Source organism: Pseudoduganella sp. LjRoot289, assembly GCF_964252925.1.
GTDB lineage: Bacteria > Pseudomonadota > Gammaproteobacteria > Burkholderiales > Burkholderiaceae_D > Rugamonas.
The window spans coordinates 5,394,829-5,417,612 of record NZ_CAXUPN020000001.1 but is presented as its reverse complement, the minus strand read 5'-3'; the positions used below and the strand labels follow the sequence as shown (position 1 = coordinate 5,417,612).

Annotated in this window: 19 protein-coding genes; 14 read left to right on the top strand and 5 right to left on the bottom strand. The window is 67.1% G+C overall.

From position 1 onward, the window contains the following. The first annotated feature begins 98 nt into the window (after positions 1 to 98). From ACSQ8Y_RS23245 to ACSQ8Y_RS23230, 4 genes are read left to right on the top strand one after another with little or no spacing between them, the layout of a single operon-like run. Positions 99 to 3,578, top strand: a complete 3,480-nt coding sequence (locus ACSQ8Y_RS23245; RefSeq protein WP_436268776.1) for a response regulator — start codon at positions 99 to 101, stop codon at positions 3,576 to 3,578. A gap of 8 nt (positions 3,579 to 3,586) precedes the next feature. After that, the gene (locus ACSQ8Y_RS23240) at positions 3,587 to 4,429 is read left to right on the top strand and encodes a CheR family methyltransferase (protein WP_436268775.1); all 843 of its coding nucleotides are present in this window, start codon (positions 3,587 to 3,589) and stop codon (positions 4,427 to 4,429) included. After that, a complete protein-coding gene (locus tag ACSQ8Y_RS23235; protein WP_436268774.1) occupies positions 4,426 to 5,043 on the top strand; it encodes a chemotaxis protein CheB in 618 nt (205 codons plus the stop codon). The genes ACSQ8Y_RS23240 and ACSQ8Y_RS23235 overlap by 4 nt, the downstream gene beginning before the upstream one ends. Continuing rightward, positions 5,036 to 6,226: a hybrid sensor histidine kinase/response regulator gene (locus tag ACSQ8Y_RS23230; protein WP_436268773.1), complete on the top strand. Its 1,191-nt coding sequence runs from the start codon at positions 5,036 to 5,038 to the stop codon at positions 6,224 to 6,226. The genes ACSQ8Y_RS23235 and ACSQ8Y_RS23230 overlap by 8 nt, the downstream gene beginning before the upstream one ends. 264 nt (positions 6,227 to 6,490) lie before the next feature. On the opposite strand, the gene ACSQ8Y_RS23225 is transcribed toward ACSQ8Y_RS23230, so the two are convergent. After that, positions 6,491 to 8,200: a methyl-accepting chemotaxis protein gene (locus ACSQ8Y_RS23225; protein ID WP_436268772.1), complete on the bottom strand. Its 1,710-nt coding sequence runs from the start codon at positions 8,198 to 8,200 to the stop codon at positions 6,491 to 6,493. 183 nt (positions 8,201 to 8,383) lie between these two features. Here ACSQ8Y_RS23225 and ACSQ8Y_RS23220 point away from each other — a divergent pair, with 183 nt between their 5' ends. Then, a complete protein-coding gene (locus ACSQ8Y_RS23220) occupies positions 8,384 to 8,842 on the top strand; it encodes a DUF2244 domain-containing protein (RefSeq protein ID WP_436268771.1) in 459 nt (152 codons plus the stop codon). Positions 8,843 to 8,851: 9 nt separating this feature from the next. Here ACSQ8Y_RS23220 and ACSQ8Y_RS23215 read toward each other — a convergent pair whose 3' ends face one another. Continuing rightward, a complete protein-coding gene (locus ACSQ8Y_RS23215; protein WP_436269896.1) occupies positions 8,852 to 9,466 on the bottom strand; it encodes an OmpW/AlkL family protein in 615 nt (204 codons plus the stop codon). A 189-nt stretch (positions 9,467 to 9,655) separates the two neighbouring features. Between ACSQ8Y_RS23215 and ACSQ8Y_RS23210 the strand changes: the two genes are divergently transcribed. The 9 genes from ACSQ8Y_RS23210 to ACSQ8Y_RS23170 all read left to right on the top strand — a co-directional run bounded on the left by ACSQ8Y_RS23210 (position 9,656) and on the right by ACSQ8Y_RS23170 (position 17,553). Continuing rightward, positions 9,656 to 10,624 (top strand): hypothetical protein, encoded by a 969-nt coding sequence (locus ACSQ8Y_RS23210; protein ID WP_436268770.1) that lies wholly within the window; start codon positions 9,656 to 9,658, stop codon positions 10,622 to 10,624. A gap of 106 nt (positions 10,625 to 10,730) precedes the next feature. Continuing rightward, positions 10,731 to 11,243 carry a (2Fe-2S)-binding protein gene (locus ACSQ8Y_RS23205; RefSeq protein WP_436268769.1) on the top strand — a complete coding sequence of 171 codons (513 nt, stop codon included), beginning with the start codon at positions 10,731 to 10,733 and terminating at the stop codon, positions 11,241 to 11,243. Then, positions 11,240 to 13,495 carry a molybdopterin cofactor-binding domain-containing protein gene (locus tag ACSQ8Y_RS23200; RefSeq protein ID WP_436268768.1) on the top strand — a complete coding sequence of 752 codons (2,256 nt, stop codon included), beginning with the start codon at positions 11,240 to 11,242 and terminating at the stop codon, positions 13,493 to 13,495. Before ACSQ8Y_RS23205 ends, ACSQ8Y_RS23200 begins: the two co-directional genes overlap by 4 nt. Positions 13,496 to 13,650: 155 nt before the next feature. After that, positions 13,651 to 14,079, top strand: a complete 429-nt coding sequence (soxX, locus tag ACSQ8Y_RS23195; RefSeq protein ID WP_436268767.1) for a sulfur oxidation c-type cytochrome SoxX — start codon at positions 13,651 to 13,653, stop codon at positions 14,077 to 14,079. After that, positions 14,076 to 14,639 (top strand): SoxY-related AACIE arm protein, encoded by a 564-nt coding sequence (locus ACSQ8Y_RS23190; RefSeq protein WP_436268766.1) that lies wholly within the window; start codon positions 14,076 to 14,078, stop codon positions 14,637 to 14,639. Before soxX ends, ACSQ8Y_RS23190 begins: the two co-directional genes overlap by 4 nt. Continuing rightward, positions 14,639 to 14,965 carry a thiosulfate oxidation carrier complex protein SoxZ gene (soxZ, locus tag ACSQ8Y_RS23185; protein ID WP_436268765.1) on the top strand — a complete coding sequence of 109 codons (327 nt, stop codon included), beginning with the start codon at positions 14,639 to 14,641 and terminating at the stop codon, positions 14,963 to 14,965. The genes ACSQ8Y_RS23190 and soxZ overlap by 1 nt, the downstream gene beginning before the upstream one ends. 173 nt (positions 14,966 to 15,138) lie before the next feature. Beyond that, positions 15,139 to 15,813 (top strand): sulfur oxidation c-type cytochrome SoxA, encoded by a 675-nt coding sequence (gene soxA / locus ACSQ8Y_RS23180; protein ID WP_436268764.1) that lies wholly within the window; start codon positions 15,139 to 15,141, stop codon positions 15,811 to 15,813. Between the two features lie 127 nt (positions 15,814 to 15,940). Then, positions 15,941 to 16,279 (top strand): c-type cytochrome, encoded by a 339-nt coding sequence (locus tag ACSQ8Y_RS23175; RefSeq protein WP_436268763.1) that lies wholly within the window; start codon positions 15,941 to 15,943, stop codon positions 16,277 to 16,279. Further along, positions 16,276 to 17,553 carry an FCSD flavin-binding domain-containing protein gene (locus tag ACSQ8Y_RS23170; protein ID WP_436268762.1) on the top strand — a complete coding sequence of 426 codons (1,278 nt, stop codon included), beginning with the start codon at positions 16,276 to 16,278 and terminating at the stop codon, positions 17,551 to 17,553. Before ACSQ8Y_RS23175 ends, ACSQ8Y_RS23170 begins: the two co-directional genes overlap by 4 nt. Positions 17,554 to 17,601: 48 nt before the next feature. Here the strand turns inward: ACSQ8Y_RS23170 and ACSQ8Y_RS23165 are convergent, their stop codons facing one another. From ACSQ8Y_RS23165 to ACSQ8Y_RS23155, 3 genes are read right to left on the bottom strand one after another with little or no spacing between them, the layout of a single operon-like run. Then, entirely contained in the window at positions 17,602 to 18,765 is a 1,164-nt protein-coding gene (locus tag ACSQ8Y_RS23165; RefSeq protein ID WP_436268761.1) for a DUF3322 domain-containing protein, read from the bottom strand. Then, a complete protein-coding gene (locus ACSQ8Y_RS23160) occupies positions 18,762 to 22,136 on the bottom strand; it encodes an ATP-binding protein (protein ID WP_436268760.1) in 3,375 nt (1,124 codons plus the stop codon). The genes ACSQ8Y_RS23165 and ACSQ8Y_RS23160 overlap by 4 nt, the downstream gene beginning before the upstream one ends. Then, the gene (locus ACSQ8Y_RS23155; protein ID WP_436268759.1) at positions 22,129 to 22,770 is read right to left on the bottom strand and encodes a DUF4194 domain-containing protein; all 642 of its coding nucleotides are present in this window, start codon (positions 22,768 to 22,770) and stop codon (positions 22,129 to 22,131) included. The genes ACSQ8Y_RS23160 and ACSQ8Y_RS23155 overlap by 8 nt, the downstream gene beginning before the upstream one ends. Positions 22,771 to 22,784: the final 14 nt, after the last annotated feature.

The window sequence follows — 22,784 nt, the reverse complement described above, 5'->3', positions numbered from 1 at the left end:
GCCTCCGGCGCCGCCGCACTATTGGCATTCAGGCAACGGAAATGCATGACAATCGGCTACACTCGTGCATTCCTATGCAATGGGTCACGCTGCCAGCCATGAATGGAACTTCCGCGCAGGACGATATCAGTTTCCGCCGTATCCTCACTCGCAACATCACCCTGCCGCTGATCGCCGGCATCGTCAACGTCGGCGTGTTCGTCGCCATCCTGGTTTACCTGCTGAACGTGTTGAACCTGGTGGAGCAGTCCGAGCGCGTGATCGGCAACGCCAACGAAATCTCCAAGCTGATGGTGGACCAGGAGTCCGGCATGCGCGGTTTCGCCCTGACCGGCGACGAGGCTTTCCTCGCTTCCTACAAATTGGCCAAGCCCAAGGTGGCCACCGCGCTGGCCACCTTGCAGCAGCTCATCAGCGACAACGGCGTGCAAGTGGACAGGGTGCGCAACATCGCCGCCCAGCTGCTGCAGTGGGACGCCTATGCGCAAAACGTGATCGACCTGCGCCGCAGGAACGGCAGCTACCTGGACATGATACAGAGCGGGCGCGGCAAGCTCGAATTCGACGAGGTGCGCAGGCTGTTCCAGGAGTTCGTCGGCGTCGAGCAGCGCCTGCTGGCGGAGCGCCGCGACGACGCCAAGTCCGTCACCCGCACCGCCGTCACCTCCTTCGTGCTGGTCAGTCTGCTCGTCAGCGGCCTGCTGGCCTACTTCGGCCGGCGCGACATGCTGCGCCTGTCGGACTCCTACGGCAGGGCGCTGGGCGAGCAGACCGGGCACGCGCGGCGCCTGCAGGAGCAGGCCTGGCTGCGCGCCGGCCAGACCCAGCTCGCCGAGCAGGGCATAGGCCAGATGGCGCTGCCGCAGCTGGCGTCGGCGCTGCTGCAATTCCTGGCGCGCTACCTGGACGTGGCGGTGGCCGCGCTGTATGTGCGCGAAGCCGACGGCCATCTGCGCCGCGCCGCTTGCTACGGCTACAGCCGCGACGACGAACAGTACGGGCAGGCGCTGGCAGCGGGCGAGGGTTTGCCGTGGCAGGCGCTGCGGCAGCGCCGCGTGATCCAGCTCGACGACGTGCCGGACGACTACGTGAAGATCAGTTCCGGCCTGGGCGCCGCCCCGCCGCGCCACGTGCTGCTGGTGCCGGTGGACAGCGACGGCGCCGTCAACGGCGTGCTGGAACTGGGCTTCCTGCAGCCGGTGGCGGAGCGCCAGCTCGACTTCGTCAAGCTCGTGGCGGGCAATATCGGCACCGCCATCGAAGCGACGCTGGCGCGCCAGCGCATCGCCGAGGTGCTGGCCGAGACCCAGCAGCTGAACGAGGAACTGCAGGTGCAGCAGGAGGAACTGCGCACCGCCAACGAGGAACTGGAAGAACAGTCGCGCGTGCTGGAGGAATCGCAGGCCAGCCTGGAGAACCAGAAGGCGGAACTGGAGCAGACCAACGAGCAGCTGTCCGAACAGGCGCTGGTGCTGGACCAGAAGAACGAGGCGCTGGGCGAGGCCCAGCAGCTGCTGGAGGAGCGCGCGCTGGACCTGGAGCGCGCCAGCCAGTACAAGTCGCAATTCCTGGCCAATATGTCGCACGAACTGCGCACCCCGCTCAACAGCTCGCTGATCCTGGCCAAGCTGCTGTCCGAGAACGCGCAGGGCAACCTGAACGAGGAACAGGTGCGCTTCTCGCAGACCATCTACTCGGCCGGCAACGACCTGCTCAACCTGATCAACGACATCCTCGACATCTCCAAGGTGGAAGCGGGCAAGCTGGAACTGGCGCCCGAGGAACTCAAGCTGTCCCAAGTGATGCGCAGCCTGGGCCATGTGTTCGAACCGCTGGCGCGGCAGAAGCGCTTGCAGTTCTCGGTGGAGCTGGCGCCCGGTCTGCCGGACACCGTCTACACGGACCGCCAGCGCCTGGAGCAGATCCTGAAAAACCTGCTGTCGAACGCCATCAAGTTCACCGAGGCGGGCCGCATCGCGCTGCAGGTGTCGGCCGACGCGGCGGGGCAGCTCAGCTTTGCCGTCAGCGATTCGGGCATCGGCATCCGTCCCGAGCACCACGAAGCCATCTTCGGCGCCTTCCAGCAGGCCGACGGCACTACCAGCCGCCGCTACGGCGGCACCGGCCTGGGGCTGTCGATCTCGCGCGACCTGGCGCGCTTGCTGGGCGGCGCCATCTCGCTGCACAGTGAACTGGGCAAGGGCAGCATTTTCACGCTGACGCTGCCCACGCGGTGGGCCGCGCCGGCGCCGGAGGCCGCGTCGATAGCGCCGCCGGCCGCCGCCTTGCTGCACCTTCCGCCGGACGCCGCACCGGGCGACATGCCGCCGGCCGAAGCGTCGCCGCCGCGCCCCTTCGACGACGACCGCGACCTGCCGCCGCCGCCGGAGCGCATGGTGCTCGTGGTGGAGGACGAGCCGGCCTTCGCCCGCATCCTGTACGACCTGGCGCACGACATGGGCTACCGCTGCGTGGTGGCCTTCGGCGCCGACGAGGGCCTGCAGATGGCCGAGCAATACCGTCCGGACGCCATCCTGCTCGACATCCGCCTGCCCGACCGTTCCGGCCTGTCCGTGCTGCAGCTGCTGAAGGACAACCCGAACACGCGCCATATCCCGGTGCACGTGGTGTCCGCCTCCGACAGCGGCGAGGCGGCGCTGCACATGGGCGCCATCGGCTTCGCGCTGAAGCCGGCCACGCGCGCGCAGCTGGAGGAAGTGTTCCGCAAGCTGGAGAACAAGTTCACGCAGAAGATCAAGCGCCTGCTGCTGGTGGAGGACGACGCCCGCCAGCGCGACAGCGTGGTGGCGCTGATCTCGGACGACGACATCGACATCACGGCCGTCGAATCGGGCGAGGAAGCGCTGGCGCTGCTGCGCACCACCATTTTCGACTGCATGATCATCGACCTGAAGCTGCCCGACATGGAAGGCAGCGAACTGCTGCAGCGCATGGCGCAGGAGGATATCGCCTCCTTCCCGCCGGTGATCGTCTACACCGGCCGCAACCTCACGCGCGCCGAGGAGGCCGACCTGCACAAGTATTCGCGCTCCATCATCATCAAGGGCGCGCGTTCGCCGGAACGGCTGCTGGACGAGGTGACGCTGTTCCTGCACAAAGTGGAGTCGCAGCTGTCGTCCGAGCGCCAGGGCATGCTGAAAACGGTGCGCAGCCGCGACCGCGTGTTCGAAGGCCGCCGCATCCTGCTGGTGGACGACGACGTGCGCAACATCTTCGCCCTCACCAGCGCCCTGGAACAGAAGGGCGCCGTAGTGGAGATCGGCCGCAACGGCGTCGAGGCGCTGGAAAAACTGGAGGCCGTGCCCGATATCGACCTGGTGCTGATGGACGTCATGATGCCGGTGATGGACGGCCTGGAGGCGACCCGCCGCATCCGCGCCGACGCCCAGGGCCGCCACGCGCGCCTGCCCATCATCGCCATCACCGCCAAGGCCATGAAGGACGACCAGGAACAGTGCCTGGCGGCCGGCGCCAACGACTACCTCGCCAAGCCGATCGACCTGTCCCGCCTGTACTCGCTGCTGCGGGTGTGGATGCCGAATGCGGAACGCATGTAGGAGACGCCATGCCGCATCGCAGCCCGACCGGACATCACAGCAGCATCGACATCGAACTGGCGATGCTGATGGAGGCCATCTACCGCAAGTACAGCTACGACTTCCGCGACTACACCGGCGCGTCGCAAAAGCGGCGCGTGCTGCACGCCATGGGCCAGATGGCTTGCGAGACCGTCTCCGTGCTGCAGTCGCGCGTGCTGCACGACGCGGCCGCCTTCGCGCAGCTGCTGCAGTTCCTGACCATCCCCGTCACCGAGATGTTCCGCGACCCCGGCTATTACGCGGCGCTGCGCGAGCACGTGGCGCCCGTGCTGTCGACCTATCCGTCGCTGAAGATCTGGGTGGCCGGCTGCAGCACCGGCGAGGAAGTCTATTCGCTGGCCATCCTGCTGCAGGAGGAGGGCCTGCTGGAGCGCAGCATCATCTACGCCACCGACATCAACCAGCAGTCGCTGGAAAAGGCCAGGAAGGGCATGTTCCCGCTCGAGAGCATGCGCGAGTACACCGCCAACTACCAGGCCGCCGGCGGCAAGCGGGCCTTTTCCGACTACTACACGGCGGCCTACAGCGCCGCCCTGTTCGACCGCTCGCTGATGGAGAACGTGACCTTCGCCGACCACAGCCTGGCGACCGACAGCGTGTTCGCCGAAACCCATTTCATCAGCTGCCGCAACGTGATGATCTATTTCAAGAAGAAGCTGCAGGAACGCGCTTTCGGCCTGTTCCACGAGTCGCTGTGCCATCGCGGTTTCCTGGGCCTGGGCAGCCAGGAGAGCATCGATTTTTCCATGTACGCGCCGCGCTTCGAGACCATCGTCAAGCGCGAGCGCCTGTTCAGGAAGCTGTCGTGAGCGCGCCGGCGCCCTCGCTGCTGGAGGCGGCGCTGCAAGGCCGCTCCTTCGAAGCCGTGGTGATAGGCGCGTCGGCCGGCGGCATTGCCGCGCTGATGGAGATACTGCCCGGCCTGCCGGCGCGCGGCCCGCTGCCCATCGTGGTGGTGGTGCACATGATGCGCGGCCGCCCCAGCCAATTGGCGGAAGTGTTCAGCCAGCGCATGGAAATGGCGGTGCAGGAGGCGGCGGACAAGCAGGCGCTGGCCGGCGGCACGGTGTACTTCGCGCCGTCCGGCTACCACCTGTCGCTGGAGGCCGACCGCTGCTTTTCGCTCAGTTGCGAGCCGCCGCACGAATTCTCGCGGCCCGCGATCGATTTCATCATGAGTTCCGCCGCCGACGTGTATGGCGCGGCGCTGGCAGGCATCCTGCTCACGGGCGCCAACCACGACGGCGCCGCCGGCCTGGCCGCCATTGGCGAGGCGGGCGGCCTGACGGTGGTGCAGGACCCCGCCGAGGCTCAGGTGGACGTGATGCCGCTCGCCGCGATACGGCGACGCGCGCCGGACCTGATTTTGCCATTGCGGGAGATACGCCAATTGCTAGCCTTGCTGGAGAACGCCGATGCCTGAACGGACCAAGCTGCTGATCGTGGACGACCTGCCGGAGAACCTGCGCGCGCTCAACGCCCTGCTGCGCGACGAGGAACGCGTCGTGTACCAGGCCGCCACCGGCGAGGAAGCGCTGGCGCTGCTGCTCGAGCACGACTTCGCGCTCGCCATCCTGGACGTGCAGATGCCGGGCATGGACGGCTTCGAGCTGGCCGAACTGATGCGCGGCACCGAGAAAACGCGCCACATCCCCATCGTCTTCGTCAGCGCGGCGGGCAAGGAGCTGAACTACGCCTTCAAGGGCTACGAGGCGGGCGCGGTGGATTTCCTGTACAAGCCGCTCGACGCCGACATGGTGAAGAGCAAGGTGAACGTCTTCGTCGCGCTGCACCGGCAGCGGCAGGAGACGCAGCGCCAGGTGGAGGCGCTGGAGCGCGCGCGCCGAGAACAGGAGGCCACGCTGCAGGAACTGGGTGCCGCGCAGGAGGAACTGCGGCGCGCGCTGCGCATGCGCGACGACTTCATGTCCATGGTGGCGCACGAGCTGCGCACGCCGCTCAACACGCTGTTCCTGGAAACGCAGCTGCGCAAGATGCAGATCGAGAAAGGGCTGCAGGAGGCCTTCGATCCCGAGGTGTGGAAAAAGATGGTGGCGCGCGACGACCGCCAGATCCAGAGCATGATAAGGCTGATCGACGACATGCTCGACGTGTCCCGCATACGCAGCGGCAAGCTGTCGATCCGGCCCGGCTGGACCGAGCTGGCGGGCCTGCTGCAGCGCGTGGTGGCGGACCTGTCGCGCCAGGCGGCCGAAGCCGGCTGCTGCATCACCTTGCAGGTGGACGAGCCGGTGAGCGGCTGGTGGGACGAGTTCCGCATCGAGCAGGTGATCGTCAACCTGCTGACGAACGCTTTGCGTTATGGCAGCTGCCAGCCGGTGGAAGTGACGCTGACGGTGGAAGGCAAGGCCGTGCACATTGCCGTGCGCGACCGCGGCGAAGGCATAGCGGAGGAGTTGCAGACGAAGATATTCGAGCCCTTCGAGCGCGGCGTGGACAACGGCGTCGCCGCCGGGCTGGGATTGGGCTTGTACATATCGCGCCAGCTGGCGCAAGCGCACCAGGGCGAACTGACGGTGGAGAGCACGCCGGACGGCGGCTCGGTCTTCACGCTGACCCTGCCGCGCCTGCCCGCCCCGGCTTGAACCTCGGCATTCGGCGCCAGCGTGTCGGCCCTGTACGGCGGGACGGGCCGCCGATGCGATCCGGGCGCCGCATCCTGGCGGGCGCCGCATGGATTCCCGCGTGCGCGGGAATGACAATCCGGTGGCTTAGGAATCTTCCCAGTCTTTCGGCGGGCTTGGCCGCCGGCGCCGCCGGAACCGTGTCCATATGCCGCATCCTGGCGGGCGAAGCATGGACCGTATCGGCGGACCGCCCCGCCTGCGCGGGAATGACAATGCGGTGGTTTAGAACTCTTCCCAATCGCTTTCGGCCGGTTTGGCCGGCGACAGGCGCTGCGCCGGCTTGGTGGCCGGCGCCGCCGCCACGCTGCGCGCAGGCGCAGGCCGCGCTATCTGCGCCGCGCGCCGCGCAGCCGGTGCTGCCGGCGCCACAGGCGCAGCCGCCGTCCGCGCCCCGGTCTTGAAGAATCCCACCACGGTGGCCAGATTGCCGGCCTGCTCCTGCATGCTTTGCGATGCCGCCGCCGCCTCTTCGACCAGCGCCGCGTTCTGCTGCGTGACTTCGTCCATCTGCGAGATGGCGGCGTTGATCTGCTCGATGCCCAGGGTCTGTTCCTGGCTGGCCGAGGTGATCTCACCCATGATGTCGGTTACGCGCTGGATGCTGGAGACGATTTCGCCCATGGTCTGCCCGGCGTCGTTCACCAGCTTGGAACCGGTGTCCACATTGGCCACCGAGGCGTTGATCAGTTCCTTGATCTCCTTGGCCGCCGCCGCCGAACGCTGCGCCAGGTTGCGCACCTCGGACGCGACCACCGCGAAGCCGCGTCCCTGCTCGCCCGCGCGCGCCGCCTCCACCGCCGCGTTCAGCGCCAGGATATTGGTCTGGAAGGCGATCCCGTCGATCACCCCGATGATGTCCACGATCTTGCGCGACGAGTCGTTGATGGTGCCCATCGTGTCCACCACCTGCGCCACGATGCTGCCGCCCTTGATCGCCACTTCCGACGCGGACTTGGCCAGCGTGTCGGCCTGGCGCGCGTTGTCGGCGTTCTGCTTGACGGTGGAGGTCAGTTCCTCCATCGACGACGCGGTTTCCTCCAGCGAGCTGGCCTGGTGCTCGGTGCGCGAGGACAGGTCCAGGTTGCCCGCCGCGATTTCGCTGGACGCGGTGCTGATCGCGTCGGTGCCGGTGCGCACCTGGCTCACCACGTTGAGCAGGCTGTCGTTCATAGCCTTCAGCGCCTGCAGCAGGCGCCCGGTCTCGTCGCCGCCGCCGGTGTCGATATGGGACGACAGGTCGCCCGAGGCCACCGTCTCGGCCACGTCCACCGCCTTGTTCAGCGGGCCGGTGATGGAACGCGTGATGAACCACGCCACGAAAATGCCGATGGCCATGGCGCCGGTGCCGAGCGCCAGCATCAGCACCTGGGAGCTGGTGTAGACGGTTTCGACGTCGTCGCTGGCATCCTTGGCCAGCTTGGTCTCGTAGGCCACGAAGGCGTCCAGCGCGGCCAGCACCTTGGCCAGCGACGGGCCGGCCTCCTTCAACAGGAATTCGGTGGCGTCCTGCACCTCGCCGTCCTTGCGCAGCTGGACCAGTTGATTATTTTTGGCCGCGCCGGTCTTGAGCGCTTCATCCACGCTGGCCATGAGCTGCCGTTCCTTGTCGTCGGCCAGGCGCTTCATCAGCGCCTCCTTGGCCACGCCGTACTTCTTGCGCGCCTCGGCGATTTTTCCCAGTTCGGCGTTCATTTCGGGAGTGCCCGGCACCACGATCATGGTGGTCAGCGCCAGGGTGATGTCGCGCACGTGGTCCACCATCTGGTTGGCGGACTCCATCTTCACGTTCTTGTCGTGCACGATGTCATGGGTGCGGCTGCCGATGCGCGACAGCGAACTCAGTCCCAGCAGCAGCATCGCCGTCAGCAAAGCCAGCACCACGGCGAATCCGATGCCCAGGCGGACACCTATCTTCATGTTAGCGAGCGACATGTCTCCCCCAGTTTCTGAATATCGTTTTTGTGTCCCTACATTGTTCCCCAAATTGGCGCGCACGCGGAGCAAAATTTTGCATCACCTGTTGCGTACTGTGACGGGTTGTCGCCGGGAAACAACGAGTTTCGGTGATGCGGCCGGCGCGGCAGTCGTAAAATAGGAAAAAAAGGAGGGGACGACGTGCGGCGCGACCTGGAAAAACGCGAGTGGCTGTGGCGGCGCAACTGTTCGCTGACGCCGCGCCAGACGGCCATGGCCTACGGCTTGCTGTGCGCATTGTCGCTGTCGGTCGCTGCCGTTTTCCTGATGCTGGGCGTATGGCAGGTGCTGTGCTTCACGGGCGTGGAACTGGCCGCCGTCACGGCCGCCTTCCTGTGCTATGCGCGCCACGCGGCGGACTACGAACACGTGGTGCTGACCAGCGGCTGCCTGCTGGTCGAACGCGTCTCCGCCGGCAAGGTGGTGCAGACGCAGTTCACGCCCGGCCGCACGCGGGTGGGCATGCCGGAGCATGGCGGCGAGCTGATCGCCCTGGAGTCGGACGGGATGGCGGTGCAAGTGGGGCGCTACGCGATGGCCGGGCAGCGCCTGAAATTCGCCAGCGACCTGCACATGGAACTGCTGGCCGGCCGCTTTTGAAGCGCTGCCTCAGAATCGGTAACCCACACCCACGGACAGCAGCAGCGGATCCACCTTCACCTTGCTGATGATGGCGCCGGCACTGTTGACGTCGCTGCGGATCCGCACCTTCTTCACATCCACGTTGAGCGCCCAGCGCTGGTCCAGCCGGAAGTCCGCGCCGGCCTGCAGTGCAAGGCCGAAACTCTTGTGTTCCAGGCCGGCGTTGCCGCCCAGGAGATGCACCTTGGACAGGGTGGTGTAGTTCAAGCCTGCGCCGGCGTAGGGCTGGACCTGCGCGCCCGGCATGAAGTGGTACTGCGCCAGCAGCGTGGGCGGCAAATGCTTCATGGTGCCGATGCTTTTCCCGTCGAGCAGCACGTCGTGCTTCTGCGGATAGGTCAGCACCAGCTCGGCCGCCAGGTTCGGCGAGAAGAAATACGACACGTCCAATTCGGGGAAGGTCTTGTTGTCCAGGGTGAGCCGGTTGGCCGCGCCGGTGCCGCCGACCGGATCCGATTTGTCGGCCGGGTCCAGGTGCAGGGCGCGCAAGCGCACCAGCCAGGGACTGGCTTCCGCTGCCACGGCCTGGCCCGCCAACAGGCTGCCGATGCCCAGGATGATGGCCGCTGCGGACTGCTTCATACGCTTGTTCATACACTTCCTCTCTGCTGTGTCGTTAAGTAATGACGGCAGTGTATTGATGCGGCTCAATAAAAACTTTGATGTATGTCAAAACGTCCATAACGGGCATTTTTTCGCATGGCAAGGTGGCGCTCCCCCTGCAAGGCCGGGCATAGACTTTCTGCACTTACCAGGAAAGGGGAAACCGCCATGACCCATACACTTGCAGCAGTATTCGACAACCGGAGCGACGCCGAGAAGGCGCGCAGCGCCCTGCTTGGTGCAGGGTTCAAGGACAGCGACGTGCGCTTGAGCGATCCCGCCCCGGGCGGCGGGACGCAGACGCAGGCGCAACCGCAGACACAATCGCAGACGCAGTCCGGCGCCGACGCGGGCGCGTCGATAGGCGGCAGCATCAAGCACTTTTTCACCAAGCTGTTCGGCGAGGACGACGAGGAAAACAGCCAGGCCTATGCCGAGGCCGTCAAGCGCGGCAACACGGTGCTGACCGTGCAGGCGGACAGCCTGGACAGGGTGGAGCACGCCGCCGATATCGTTGAGGGCTACGGCCCCGTCGATATCGACGAGCGCAAGAGCAAATGGAGCGCCAGCGGCTGGACCGGGGGGAGCAAGGGCCCCGCCGCAGGCGGCCGCGCAAGCGGCCAATACGCGGGCGCGCAGCAAAGCGCGCAAGGCGGAACGGCGGGAAGCGGTGCCGGCGGCGAGTCGCGTCAGGGCCAGAGCGGCGGCCAGTCGCAGCAGCGCGCCAGCACCGGCGGTATCGGTGATACCGGCGCGCAGGGCGTGCCGGTGATCCACGAAGAGATCAGCATCGTCAGCCAGGGCATCCTGCGCGGCGGCGCGCGCATCTACGAGCGCGTGGTCACCAGCACCGTCCGCCCCCTGCAGACGGATAGCCAGCCGCGCTCCAGCCAGGACGAGGCGTCCTACCGCAGTCACTGGACCAGCAACTACGGCAGCGCGGGCGGCCAGTACGACGACTACGCGCCGGCCTACCGCTATGGTTCGGAGATGGCCGGCAGCGACGCCTATCGCGGCCGCTCGTGGGAAGAATCGGAGTCCAGCCTGCGCGGAAAATGGGAAAGCCAGCACCCGCAATCGGCATGGGACAAGGTCAAGGCCGCCGTGCGCCACGGCTGGGAAAGGCTGACTTCCTGATACACAGCCGATACAAAACTGTCCCAAACCGTGCTCTGCAATCGCCGAAAAGGAGGTGTAAGATAGGCAGGCTTTACCTATCGACAACCCACCTGCAGGAGACAGCATGGCGCAGCTCAACGTCAATGGTTCGGTACATGAATTCGAGGCGGAGGACGACACGCCGCTGTTGTGGGTGCTGCGCGAGCAGCTGGGTATGACGGGCACCAAGTACGGCTGCGGCGTCGCGCAATGCGGCGCCTGCACCGTGCATATCGACGGCGAAGCCACGCGCAGCTGCGTGCTGCCGGTGTCCGCGCTGAACGCCAAACAGAAGATCGTGACCATTGAAGGCCTGTCCAGGGATGGCAACCACCCGGTGCAGAAGGCCTGGGCCGCACTGGATGTGCCGCAGTGCGGCTTCTGCCAGTCCGGCATGATCATGGCGGCCGCCGCGCTGCTCAAGCAGAAACCGAAAGCCACCGACGCCGACATCGACGCGGCCATGACCAATATCTGCCGCTGCGGCACCTACAACCGCGTGCGCGCCGCCATCAAGGTGGTGGCCAGGGGCGGCGATCCGAAATCGGCCGGTCTGGCGATCACGCATGTGGGCGAGCACGCCGGGAGCAAAGCATGAGCCGCGCCAAGCCAGGTGTGGAGCCGCGCAGTGCCGAGCTCGGTGCAGCCCGCGCTTCTTCACACAGTTCTTCGCGCAGTTCTTCGATATCCCGCCGTTCCTTCCTGAAGGGTTCCGCCCTGGTGCTGGGCGGCCTGGTGGTGCCCTTTGCCATTCCGTTCGACGCGCAGGCGCAGGACGCGGCTGGCGGAGGCATGCCGTCCGAGGTCAACGCCTGGGTGGTCGTGAAGCCGGACGACAGCATCGTGATCCGCATCGCCCGCTCGGAAATGGGGCAGGGCACGCTGACTGGCCTGGCCCAGCTGGTGGCCGAGGAGCTGGACGCCGACTGGAGCAAGGTCTCCACTGAATATCCGACGCCGGGCCAGAACCTCGCGCGCAAGCGCGTGTGGGGCAGCTTCTCCACCGGCGGCAGCCGCGGCATCCGCGAATCGAACGAATACGTGCGCAAGGGCGGCGCCACCGCCCGCATGATGCTGGTGCAGGCTGCTGCGGCCGCATGGCAGGTGCCGGCGGCCGAGTGCACGGCGGCCAACAGCGTCATCACGCACGGCGCCAGCGGCCGCAAGGTCAGCTACGGCAAGGTGGCCGAGGCGGCCGGCAAGCTGGCCGCGCCCGCCGACGTGAAACTGAAGGACGCCAAGGACTGGAAGCTGGCCGGCAAGCGCCTGGCGCGGCTCGACACCGTCGACAAGACCACCGGTGCGCAGGTGTACGGCATGGACCTGAAGCTGCCGGGCATGTTGAACGCGGCCATCAAGGATTGCCCGGTCTTCGGCGGCAAGGTGAAGAGTTTCGACGCTGCCGCGATAGCAAAGCGGCCGGGCGTGAAGAAGGTGATCCAGGTCGGTGACAGCGCCGTGGCCGTGGTGGCCGACACCTGGTGGCGCGCGCGCACCGCGCTCGACGCGCTGCCCATCGTGTGGGACGAGGGCCCGAACGCCAAGCTGTCCAGCGCCGACATCGCGGCCATGCTGAAGGAAGGGCTGAACGCGCCCGAGGGCGTGGTCGGCAACAGCAACGGCGACGCGCGCGCCGCCATCGCCTCATCCGCGCGCAAGGTGGAGGCGGTGTATTCCTACCCCTACCAGAACCACGCCACCATGGAGGTGATGAACGCCACCGCCAAGTGGACGCCGGAGCGCTGCGAAGTGTGGACGCCCACCCAGAACGGCGAAGCCGCGCTGGCCGCCGCGTCGGAGGCGGCCGGCCTGCCGCCCGCCAAGTGCGACGTCTACAAGCTGCACCTGGGCGGCGGTTTCGGCCGCCGTGGCGCCACGCACGACTGGGTGCGCCAGGCGGTGGCCATCGCCAGGGAAATGCCCGGCGTCCCGGTCAAGCTGCTGTGGACCCGCGAGGAAGACATGCAGCACGGCCGCTACCATCCCGTCACCCAGTGCAAGCTGACGGCAGGGCTGGACGAGAAGGGCAACGTGACCAGCTTGCACATGCGGATTTCGGGCCAGTCCATCCTGGTGTCGGTGGGTCTGCCGATCAAGGACGGCAAGGATCCCGCCGTGTTCCAGGGCCTGAACGCGCCCGGACCGGAAGCGTCGATCGGCTACACCTTCCCGAACCTGCTGGTCGACCACGCCATGCGCAATCCGCCCGTGCCCGCGGGCTTCTGGCGCGGCGTGAACCTGAACCAGAACACCATCTACCTCGAATGTTTCATGGACGAACTGGCGCACGCGGCCAAGCAGGATCCGCTGGCCTTCCGCCGCAAGCTGATGGCGAACCATCCCAAGCATCTCGCGGTATTGAATGCGGTGGCCGAGAAGGCAGGGTGGGGCAAGCCCGCCGGCAAGGGCGTCTATCGCGGGCTGGCGCAGTGCATGGGTTTCGGCAGCTATGTCGCCGCGTGCGCCGAGGTATCGGTGAACAAGAACGGCAAGGTGAAGATCCACCGCATCATCGCCGCGACCGACCCGGGCTACGCGGTGAATCCGCAGCAGATCGAAGCGCAGGTGGAAGGCTCCTTCGTGTATGGTTTGTCCGCCGCGCTGTATGGCGAGTGCACGCTCAAGGACGGCCGCGTCGAGCAGACCAACTTCGACACCTACGTGCCGCTGCGGATGGACGAGATGCCGAAAGTGGAGACGATACTGATGCCGTCCGGCGGCTTCTGGGGCGGCGTGGGCGAGCCGACGATTGCGGTGGCTGCGCCGGCCGTGCTGAACGCCGTCTTCGCTGCCACCGGCAAGCGCGTGCGGGACCTGCCGCTGAAGAACCACAATCTGAAGAAAACCTGACCGGCCGGGAGTCGCGCATGTCCCGCGTCCGCACCTTGTCGTCCCGCACCGGCGGACCGTCGCGAACGCGGCGGTCCGTCGATACGGGACCCATACTTCGCCTCCTGTTCGGCGCAGTATGGATTCCCGCATTCGCGGCGGTCCGCCGATGCGGAATGACAGGGGTACTTGCGGCGGCCACGGCAAGTGCCGCCGGCGCTGCCGCCCCCACATCAACAGACCTGTCCACCCCCTTGCCCGGCGCATCACCCGGCGACCCCGCCCGTGGCCGCGCCATCGTCGCCCACCGCCAGGTGGGCCTCTGCCTGCTCTGCCACACCGCCCCGATCCCCGAAGAACGCTTCCAGGGCAATCTCGCTCCGCCTTTGGACGGCGCCGGCGACCGTTCCACCCCCGCCCAGCTGCGCCAGCGCATGGTGGACGCCAGCCGTTTGAACCCATCCACCATCATGCCCTCCTACTACAAGACCGAAGGCCTGACGCGCGTGAGCTCCGCCCATCAAGGCAAAACCATCCTCAGCGCCCAACAGATCGAAGACGTGGTCGCTTATCTGCAAACCCTGCGCGCGGAGACTGCAAAATGAGCGCAAACGCAAACGCAAACGCAAACGCAAACGCAAACGCAAACGCAAACGCAAACGCCAACGCCAACGCCAACGCCAACGTCAACGCGCAGGCCAACGTCCAGGCCCATGCCAAGCGTCGCAAGTTGCTGCAAGCCGGCGCCGCCTTGCCCCTGCTGGCGCTGGTCCGCCCCGCTTCCGCCACGCCCGAAGAACTGCGCGCCGCCATCGCCGCCTACACCGGCGGCGTGCCGCCGAAAACCGGCAAGGTCACCTTCGACATCGCCAAACTGATCGACAACGGCAACGCCGTCCCCGTCACCATCCGCGTCGACAGCCCCATGACGGCGGCCGACCACGTCACCGGCATCGCCATCTTCAACGAGCGCAATCCGGAAACCGACATCGCCCGCTTCACGCTGGGTGCGCGTAGCGGAAAAGCCGAAGTGTCCACCCGCATCCGCCTGGCCACCTCGCAAAAACTGGTCGCCATCGCGCGCATGAGCGACGGCAGCTATTGGCAGCAAACGGCCGACGTCATCGTCGCGCTGGCCGCCTGCATCGAAGGGGAGGCCAGGTAATGGCACGCGCCCTGATTCACATGCCCGCCACCGCGCGCCAAGGAGAAGTGATCGAAATCCGCGCCCTGATCGGCCACCCGATGGAGACCGGCTACCGTCCCGGCGCCGACGGCAAGCTGCTCCCGCGCGACGTCATCACCAGCTTCACCTGCCGCTACAACGGCGAAACCGTATTCAGCGCCGAACTGCACCCGGCCATCTCCGCCAATCCCTACATCGCCTTCTTCACCGTCGCCACCGAAAGCGGCACGCTCGAGTTCAGCTGGCAAGGCGACCACGGCTTCGCCCAAACGGAAAAGATGCCCATCGCGGTGGGCGCAGCATGAAACGGCCCGCTGCAGCCGTCATCGCGATCGGCTGCCTGGTGGCCGCATCTGCCGCATCTGCCGCTGCGTCCGCCGCAATCGGCGACCCTCCGGGCACCGCTGGAAATGCTGCGCTTTCCGTCAGCGCCGCTCAGCGGCCTACTTCCGACACGCGCAAATCCGGCGCCGAATTCATGAGCCCATCCACCCAGGCCATGCAGCGCGACGATACGCAAAACCCCGCCATGCTCTGGATCAGCGGCGGCGAGGCGCTGTGGAACGCCAGGGCCGGCAAGGCCGACCGCTCCTGCGCCAGCTGCCACGGCGACGCCAAGATCGGCATGCGCGGCGTCGCCGCCCGCTTCCCCGCCTTCGACAAGACCAGCCAGCGCGTCATCACCCTCGGCCAGCGCCTCGACATGTGCCGCCAGGGTGCGCAGCAAGCGGCCCCGCTCAAACCCGAAAGCGACGACCTGCTCAGCCTCGAAAGCTACGTCGCCATGCAATCGCGCGGCATGCCCGTTGCGCCGCCGCAGGACGCAGGCACCCGTGCCGCCGCCGACAAGGGCCGGCAACTCTACCGCCAGCGCATCGGCCAGTTGAACCTCTCGTGCGCCCAATGCCACGACGACAACTGGGGCCGCAAGCTGGCCGGCGCCACCATCCCGCAGGGCCACGCCAACGCCTACCCGATCTACCGGCTTGAATGGCAAGCCATGGGCTCGCTGCAGCGCCGCCTGCGCAACTGCATGAGCGGCGTGCGCGCCGAGGTGCCGCCCTACGGCGCGCAAGACCTGACCGACCTCGAAGCTTTTCTGGCCCGCCGTGCACGAGGCATGGCGCTTGAAACCCCGGGCGTGCGCCCATGAAGGAGCAGACATGCAATCGAAACGACACCGTATGATCGCGGCCGCAGCCTTTGCCTCACCTTGCGCCGCCCCTTCCGGCAAGGCCCGGATTTCCGTAGCCGCTGCGCTCGCCGCAGCGTGTAGACGCATGGCCGCCTGCGCCGCGCTTGCCGCGACTGCCGCGCTCCCCGCCATCGCCGTCCCATCGGCACACGCCGCCGAAGCCATACCGTCCGGAGCGCGCCTTGCTGCCACCTGCACCGGCTGCCACGGCACCAACGGCGCCACCACGGGCAACGCCTTGCCCTCGCTGGCCGGCCAGCCCAAGGACGTCTTGCTTGCCTCCCTGCAGGCGTTCAAAGTCGGTACGCGTCCCGTCACCATCATGACGCAGATCGCCAAAGGTTATTCCGACGAACAGCTCGCCCAACTGGCAAGCTTCTTTGCCGCGCAAGCCGCGAAACCAGCCGAAGGAGCACGTCCATGAAACGCCGTCAATTCCTGCAAGCCTCCGGCGCCGGCCTGGTCCTCGCCAGCACCGGCTGCGCCAGCATCACCGGCAGCGCCAAGCCGCAAGTGGTCGTGGTGGGCGGCGGCTACGGCGGCGCCACCGCCGCCAAATACATCCGGCTGTGGAGCGCCGGCGACATCGACGTCACCCTGATCGAACCCAACGCCAGCTTCATTTCCTGTCCGCTATCGAACCTGGTGCTGGGTGGCTCCAGACAGCTGTCCGACCTGACGATAAGCTACGACGCCCTCGCGCGGCAAGGCATCCGCATCGTGCGCGACACGGTGCAATCCATCGCCGCCGACAAGCGCACCGTCACCCTGGCCAGCGGCCGCACCATGAGCTACGACCGCCTGGTGCTTTCGCCGGGCATTGAATTCATGTGGAACCTGCTGCCCGCCATGCAAAGCGCCGGGTCGCAAGAGCGCATCCTGCATGCCTGGAAAGCGGGCGCGCAGACGGTAGCGCTGCGCGCCCAGCTCGAAGCCATGCCGGACGGCGGCGTCTACGCCATGACCATCCCGCCGGCGCCTTACCGCTGCCCGCCCGGACCCTACGAGCGCGCCTGCCAGATCGCCCACTACTTCAGCCAGCGCAAGCCGAAATCCAAAGTGCTGCTGCTGGATGCGAACGACGACGTCGTCTCCAAAGGCGCGCTGTTCAAGAAAATATGGAAAGAGCGGTACAGCGGCATCATCGAGTACCGCCCCGGCTTCAAGACCGAAGACATCGACGTAGGCGGCCGCACGGCGATCTCCGAACTGGGCGACCGCGTGCAAGCCGATGTGCTGAACGTGATTCCGCCGCAGCGCGCGGGCGCCATCGCCGTGCAGAGCGGCCTGGCCAACGTCAACGGCCGCTGGTGCGGGGTCGACTTCATCGGCTTCGAGTCGACGCAGGCGAAAAACATCCACATCCTCGGCGACGCCATCTCCGCCGCGCCGCTGATGCCCAAGTCCGCCCACATGGCCAACCAGCACGCCAAGGTTTGCGCCGCCGCCGTCGTCGACCTGCTGAACGGCCGCGCGCCCGAGCAGAAGCCCATGCTGACCAACACCTGCTACAGCTTCATCTCCGACAAGGACGTGATCCACGTCGCCTCGGTCCACGCCTACGACGCCGACAAGAAGACGCTGCTGGTGGTGCCCGGCTCCGGCGGCCTGTCCGGCGCGGCGAACGAACTGGAAGGCGCCTACGCCATGAGCTGGGCGCGCAACATCTGGGCCGATACGCTGGGTGGGGCGGCTTAGGCGGGACGGAGGGGGGGCGCCGTCAGCGTTTGCCGGGCCGGGCGCGGATCAGAGTGCGCGCAGCGCTTGCTCCAGCCAGGCGTAGCCTATCCGTTCCTGTTCCAGCCGCAAGCCGGGCTGGATGCGGTTGTCGCGCAGTTCGTCGTACAGCAGGCGTTCGTCGGCGTCCAGCCTGGGCAGGTCGTGCCGCACCGGGGCAGGCTCGAGTCCCCACGCGGTTTGGTGCGCCATGAGGGTGGCGCGGTCCATCAGCAAGGACGCCGTACGCGGAAAACGGCTGCGCAGCTGGTCGAGAATGGCGAAACCGTGCGTGTCGATGTCGCCCCAATAGCGCAGCGCGCAACGCTCCAGCCAACGCGCTTGCGCCAGCGCATCCCAGCCGTAGCCCGCGCCGAAGACCACCAAGCTGTTTGCCACCGGCGGGAACGCGAGGAAGTTGATTTCATTTTCGGTGATGAATACCTGCCGCGCCGGCGGCGCGAGCGCGGCGAAGCTGGCGGCATCGAGTGTGATGTCGGCTTGCCGCGTGCCGGGCAGGATGTCCAGGCCGTCGTCCAGCACGCGGAAACGGATGCGGGCCGGCTTGTCGCGAAAACCGTAGCGGGCGTTGAAGCGGGCGATGCCGGTCGCCGCCGCGTCGATGGCGCCGGCCGGCAGCACCAGGTCCAGCAGCTCGCCCAAGGTGTCGCGATGGGTCTCGATAAACTTGCTGTGCACGCCCGGGATGTCGATCTGGCGCAGGTATAGCGCACAACGCGGGTGGGCGCATACCCATTCCACCACATCCAGCAGTTGCGGCCACGCGCCGGCCAGGTCCAGTGCGCGCAGCGGCCGCCGCGCCAGCCACGCTCTCAGCGCGGGCTGGCGCTGCAGCGTGAGGCCGCACAGCGCCCGGAAGCGTTCCGCCTCGCGGCGCTTGCCTATCCAGGCCAGGGCCATGTCCAGGCTGTCGATCCATGCCGTCTGCGGCACGGCGTTGGCGCCCAGCACACGGTGCGTGAACTGGCGCAGCTCGATGCGGCAGTGGGGCATGGCTTGCAGTTCGGCGATCCAGGAGCGCACGCTGTCGAAGCGCTGCGCCAGTTCGTCGGACGACGGTCCCTTGAGCACCAGGCGGCGCGGAAACGCCAGCTCGCCCTCCTGCAGCAATTCGCCGCGGTCCCACAGTTTCTGCACTTGCGCGCGCAGGTCGGCGGGGCGGGTCCAGCTCATCGCGCCAGCCTCGCCTTTTCCTTGCGGTAGGCTTCGATGCTGAGGTTGCGCAGCCTGGAGTCGCGCCCCTGCTCGTTGTGCACGAAGCCGACCGACGCCACGTGCGGCTCGATGATGTGGATTTTCTGCAGCGGCGTGACGATCAACAGCTGAAGGTTGAGCTGGGCGAACAGGCTCAGGCCGTATTGCGCCGACTCGTCCGAGCCGCGCCCGAAGGCCTCGTCGATCACCACGAAGCGGAAAGAGCGCGAGCGCACGGCGCCCCATTCCAGCCCGAACTGGTAGGCCAGGCTGGCGGCCAGGATGGTATAGGCCAGCTTTTCCTTCTGCCCGCCGGACTTGCCGCCGGAATCCGAGTAATGGTCGTACTCCGAGCCGTCCTGGCGCCAGCGCTCGCTGGCGGCGAACAGGAACCAGCTGCGCACGTCGGTCACCTTGGCGGTCCACTTCCGGTCCAGCTCCGTCAGGCCGTCGCGGCCCCGGAACCGGTCGATGATGGATTTCACCTGGACGAACTTGGCCTCGGAATACTGGCTGTCCTCCGACCCCGTCAGCGCACCCTCGGTGCAGGCCCGCAGTTCGCCCTGGAAGTCGCGGATCTCGGCGTCCGGGCTGGGCTGCGATTCGAGTACGATGTAGCGTCCTGCGTTATAGTCGATCTGGGTCAGCGAGGCATTGATGTGGGCGATGCGCTCCTTGATGGTCTCGCGCTCGCGCGCCAGCTGCGCGCTGAAGTTGGCGATCTCGTTGATGGTGTTGATGTTCAACAGTTCCTTGAAGCGCGCTTCGAAGCGGGGCAGGTCATCGCGGCCCAGTTGCCCCAGCAGCTTGCGGTATTCATGGTCCGCCTCCACGCTCGCGTCGAACTCGCTGGTCTCCAGCTTGAACTCGTCCTTGAAGGCCATCATGGCCTTCAGGATGCCGTCGCGCAGCCGTTTCAGCCCCTTGTCCTCGGCGTCGATGCGGTCCTGCAGCCGGCCGCGCACGTCCTGCTCGCGGTTGTCGCACGATTCGACGGTGAGCTGGTGCTCGCCCAGCGCGGCCTGGCGGATCTTGTCCAGTTCCTGCGCCGCTTCGGCCAGGCGCCCGGCGGCGTCTCCCAGCGTGGCCAGCGCCTGCGCGCGCAACTCCTCGGCCGCCTGATGCTTGGCCTCGACCGCGCCGGCATCCTTGCTCTTGGCCGTCAGCGCCGCTTCCGTGCCGGCCAGTTCGTCCAGCAGCTGCTGCAGGCGGATGTTGAGCTGGCGCAGCGTGTCGGAGGCCGCCTCCAGCAGGCGGTATTCGTCGCGCAGCCGTTCGATCTCGCTGGCAAGCGCGGCCCAGTCCAGCTCCCGGAAGTCGACGAATTCCTCCAGCCGCGCCAGCGCGTCCAGGCGCTGCTTGAGCGCGCGCCGCTGGTCCTGCAGCTTGCCGATCTGGACGCCGAGCGCGCCCAGGCGCAGTTCCAGCTGGCGCGCGTTGTCCTCCAGCGCGGCGATCTTGGCCGCGTTGGACCAGCCCAGCACGTACTGGCTGCGGTCGTCGATGCGGCGCCGGTCGTCCTTCTCGTGGCGGCCGGTGGGGTCCTTCAGCTGGCCGGCGCGGGTGACGGCGCGCGTCTCGCGCCGGAACTGTTCCTGCGTGGCGCAGCAGGCCACGTCGTAGCGGTGCGCCAGTTCCCGCTCCAGCCAGTCGAAGAAGGGCGAGTCCGGCTTGACCGACAGCTTGCGCACCAGGGAGTCGCGGTGCAGCTCGGGCAGCGCGCCGGAGCGCGTCTGCCGCACGTGGAAGTAGACCAGGCGGCCGCGCAGCTGGCTGCGGTCGACCCACTCCGCCACCGCCTTGTAGTGCTGGTCCGGCACGAGCAGCGACAAGCCGAAACCGCGCAGCAGGCGTTCGGCCGCGCCTTCCCACTCGCGCTCGTCGTCGCGCACCTGTATCAGCTCGCCGGCGAAGGGCATGTCTTCCTCGTCCAGCCCCAGCGCCTGGCACAGCGCCGCGCGGATGCGCACTTGCTGGTCGTCGATGTTGCTGCGGCGCGCACGCAGGCTGGCGATGTCGGCCAGCAGCGCCTTGCGCTCCTCCATGCCCTGACGGAAGCTGAAGTCGTGTTCGCGTTCGGTGTTCTCCAGGTCGGCCACCTGCGAACCGGCCTGCTCGGCCAGTTCGGCGAACTTGCGCCGTTGCGCCAGGAAGCCCGCTTCGTCCTCGGCCGGCCGGGCGTCGGCCTGGCCCGCCAGCTGGGCGTAGCGCTGCGCCTTGCCCTGGCGCGCATTGCGTTCCTGGTCTTTTTGCTGGATCTCCGCGGCCAGGCGCTCGAGCCGGTCGCCGCCATTGTCCGCCACCGCGCGTTTCAGTTCGTCCGCCTGGATGCGCTGCTCGTCGCGCCGTTCCAGCAGCCGCTTTTGCTGCGCCTCCACGCGCTCCCACTCCTCGCGCAGGCTGGCCAGGCGCTTGTCCAGCAGGCCCAGCTTCAGGCCCGCGAAATAGGGACGCAGCAGTTCCCGGCACTGGCGCAGGGTGTCGACCTGATTCGCAAGAAGGCCGTGGCGGTCGCAGTCGGCCACCATAGGCTCCAGCAGCGCGACCTGGCGCTTGGCCTTGAGGACCGCCTCGTGCGCGCGGTTCAAGTCGTCGAAGTGGCCGATCAAGGCGGCCAGGCGCGGCGCCACGTCGAAGGGCTCGAGCATGTGGCTGCGCACGAAATCGGTCAGGTTGCCGACCGATTTCATCGACACCGTCTGGTGGAACAGTTCCAGCGCCTGCTCGTTGTCGATACCGAAGCGGCGCCGGAACCAGGCGCCGTACTTGGGAAAGCTGTCTTCGATCTCCGCACCCAGGCCGCGCAGCTTCTTGCGCAGTTGGGCGATGTCGGTGCCGAATTTGGAGAAGTCGGCGGCGATCGACAGGTCGCGCTCGGCGCCGACGAAGAAGCGGGCCGGCTGGCCCTGCGCGTCCTTCATCCAGAACACCTGCGCCAGCGTCACGGTCTGGTTGTAGCCGGCGTTGTGGAATACGCCCAGGATCACCGAATAACTGTTGTGGTCGCGCAGGTTGACCGGTTTGGAGGCGCCGGTGGCCTCGTTGCGTTCGGATTTGTAGCTGCCCAACACATAGGAGCGCAGCGAACGCTCCTTGCTGTCGGCGCCGGCCGCCTTGTTGTAGGCAATGCGGTTGGCCGGTACCAGCAAGGTCGTCACCGCGTCCACCAGGGTCGATTTGCCGGAGCCGATGTCGCCGGTCAGCAAGGCGTTGCGGCCGTCCAGTTGCATGCTCCACACACGGCTGTCGAAGGTGCCCCAGTTGAACACCTCGAGGCGCATCAGACGGAAGCCGGACAGGGTGTCGTCGCTCATGAACTCCAGGTCCATGCTGGCGGTGTCGTTATGCATCGGCCCCCTCCTTGCCGCCGGCCAGCCCTCCCAGCAGCTGCAGGCGGTAGGCCTCCAGCCGCGCGTCGAATTCCGCCAGCCACTGCGCGTCCACGAAAGCCTTCAGGATGCGCCGCACCTCGTAGCTGGGCGGCCCGCTGCTGGCCTTGAGCTTGCGCAGGAATCCCATCTCGTCGATCTTGTTCGCGTGGGTTTCGATCTGGTCGATGATTTTGGCCTCGTTGCTGCCTGCCGGCAGGAACACGCGCACCAGCTCGGCCAGCTCGTCGCGCGACAGCACCAGGCGCGTGCCGCCGCCGCTGGCGTCGAACTCGGCCAGCTTCTTCCGCAACAGCGCGAGCAGCAGGCTGACGGGGAAGGAAAGGGGGCGGCGCGCCACCAGGCGCGGCATCCTGGCCGCCGCCTCGTCGCCCTCGGCCGTGCTGCGGGCGCGCAGGAAGGCGTAGCCCTCGGCCTCGTCCAGCACCAGTTCCAGGTTCAGCACCGCCACATAGTCGCGCACGCGCGCCTGCAGATTGAGCAGGGCGCTCCACAGGCGTTCGTCGGCCTCGCGGTACATCACCCCTTTGAGCAGCGTGATGGCCAGCGCCGGCAGTTCGTCCTGCGGCGCGGCGGCGTTCAATTCATGTTCCATCTCTACCTTACGAG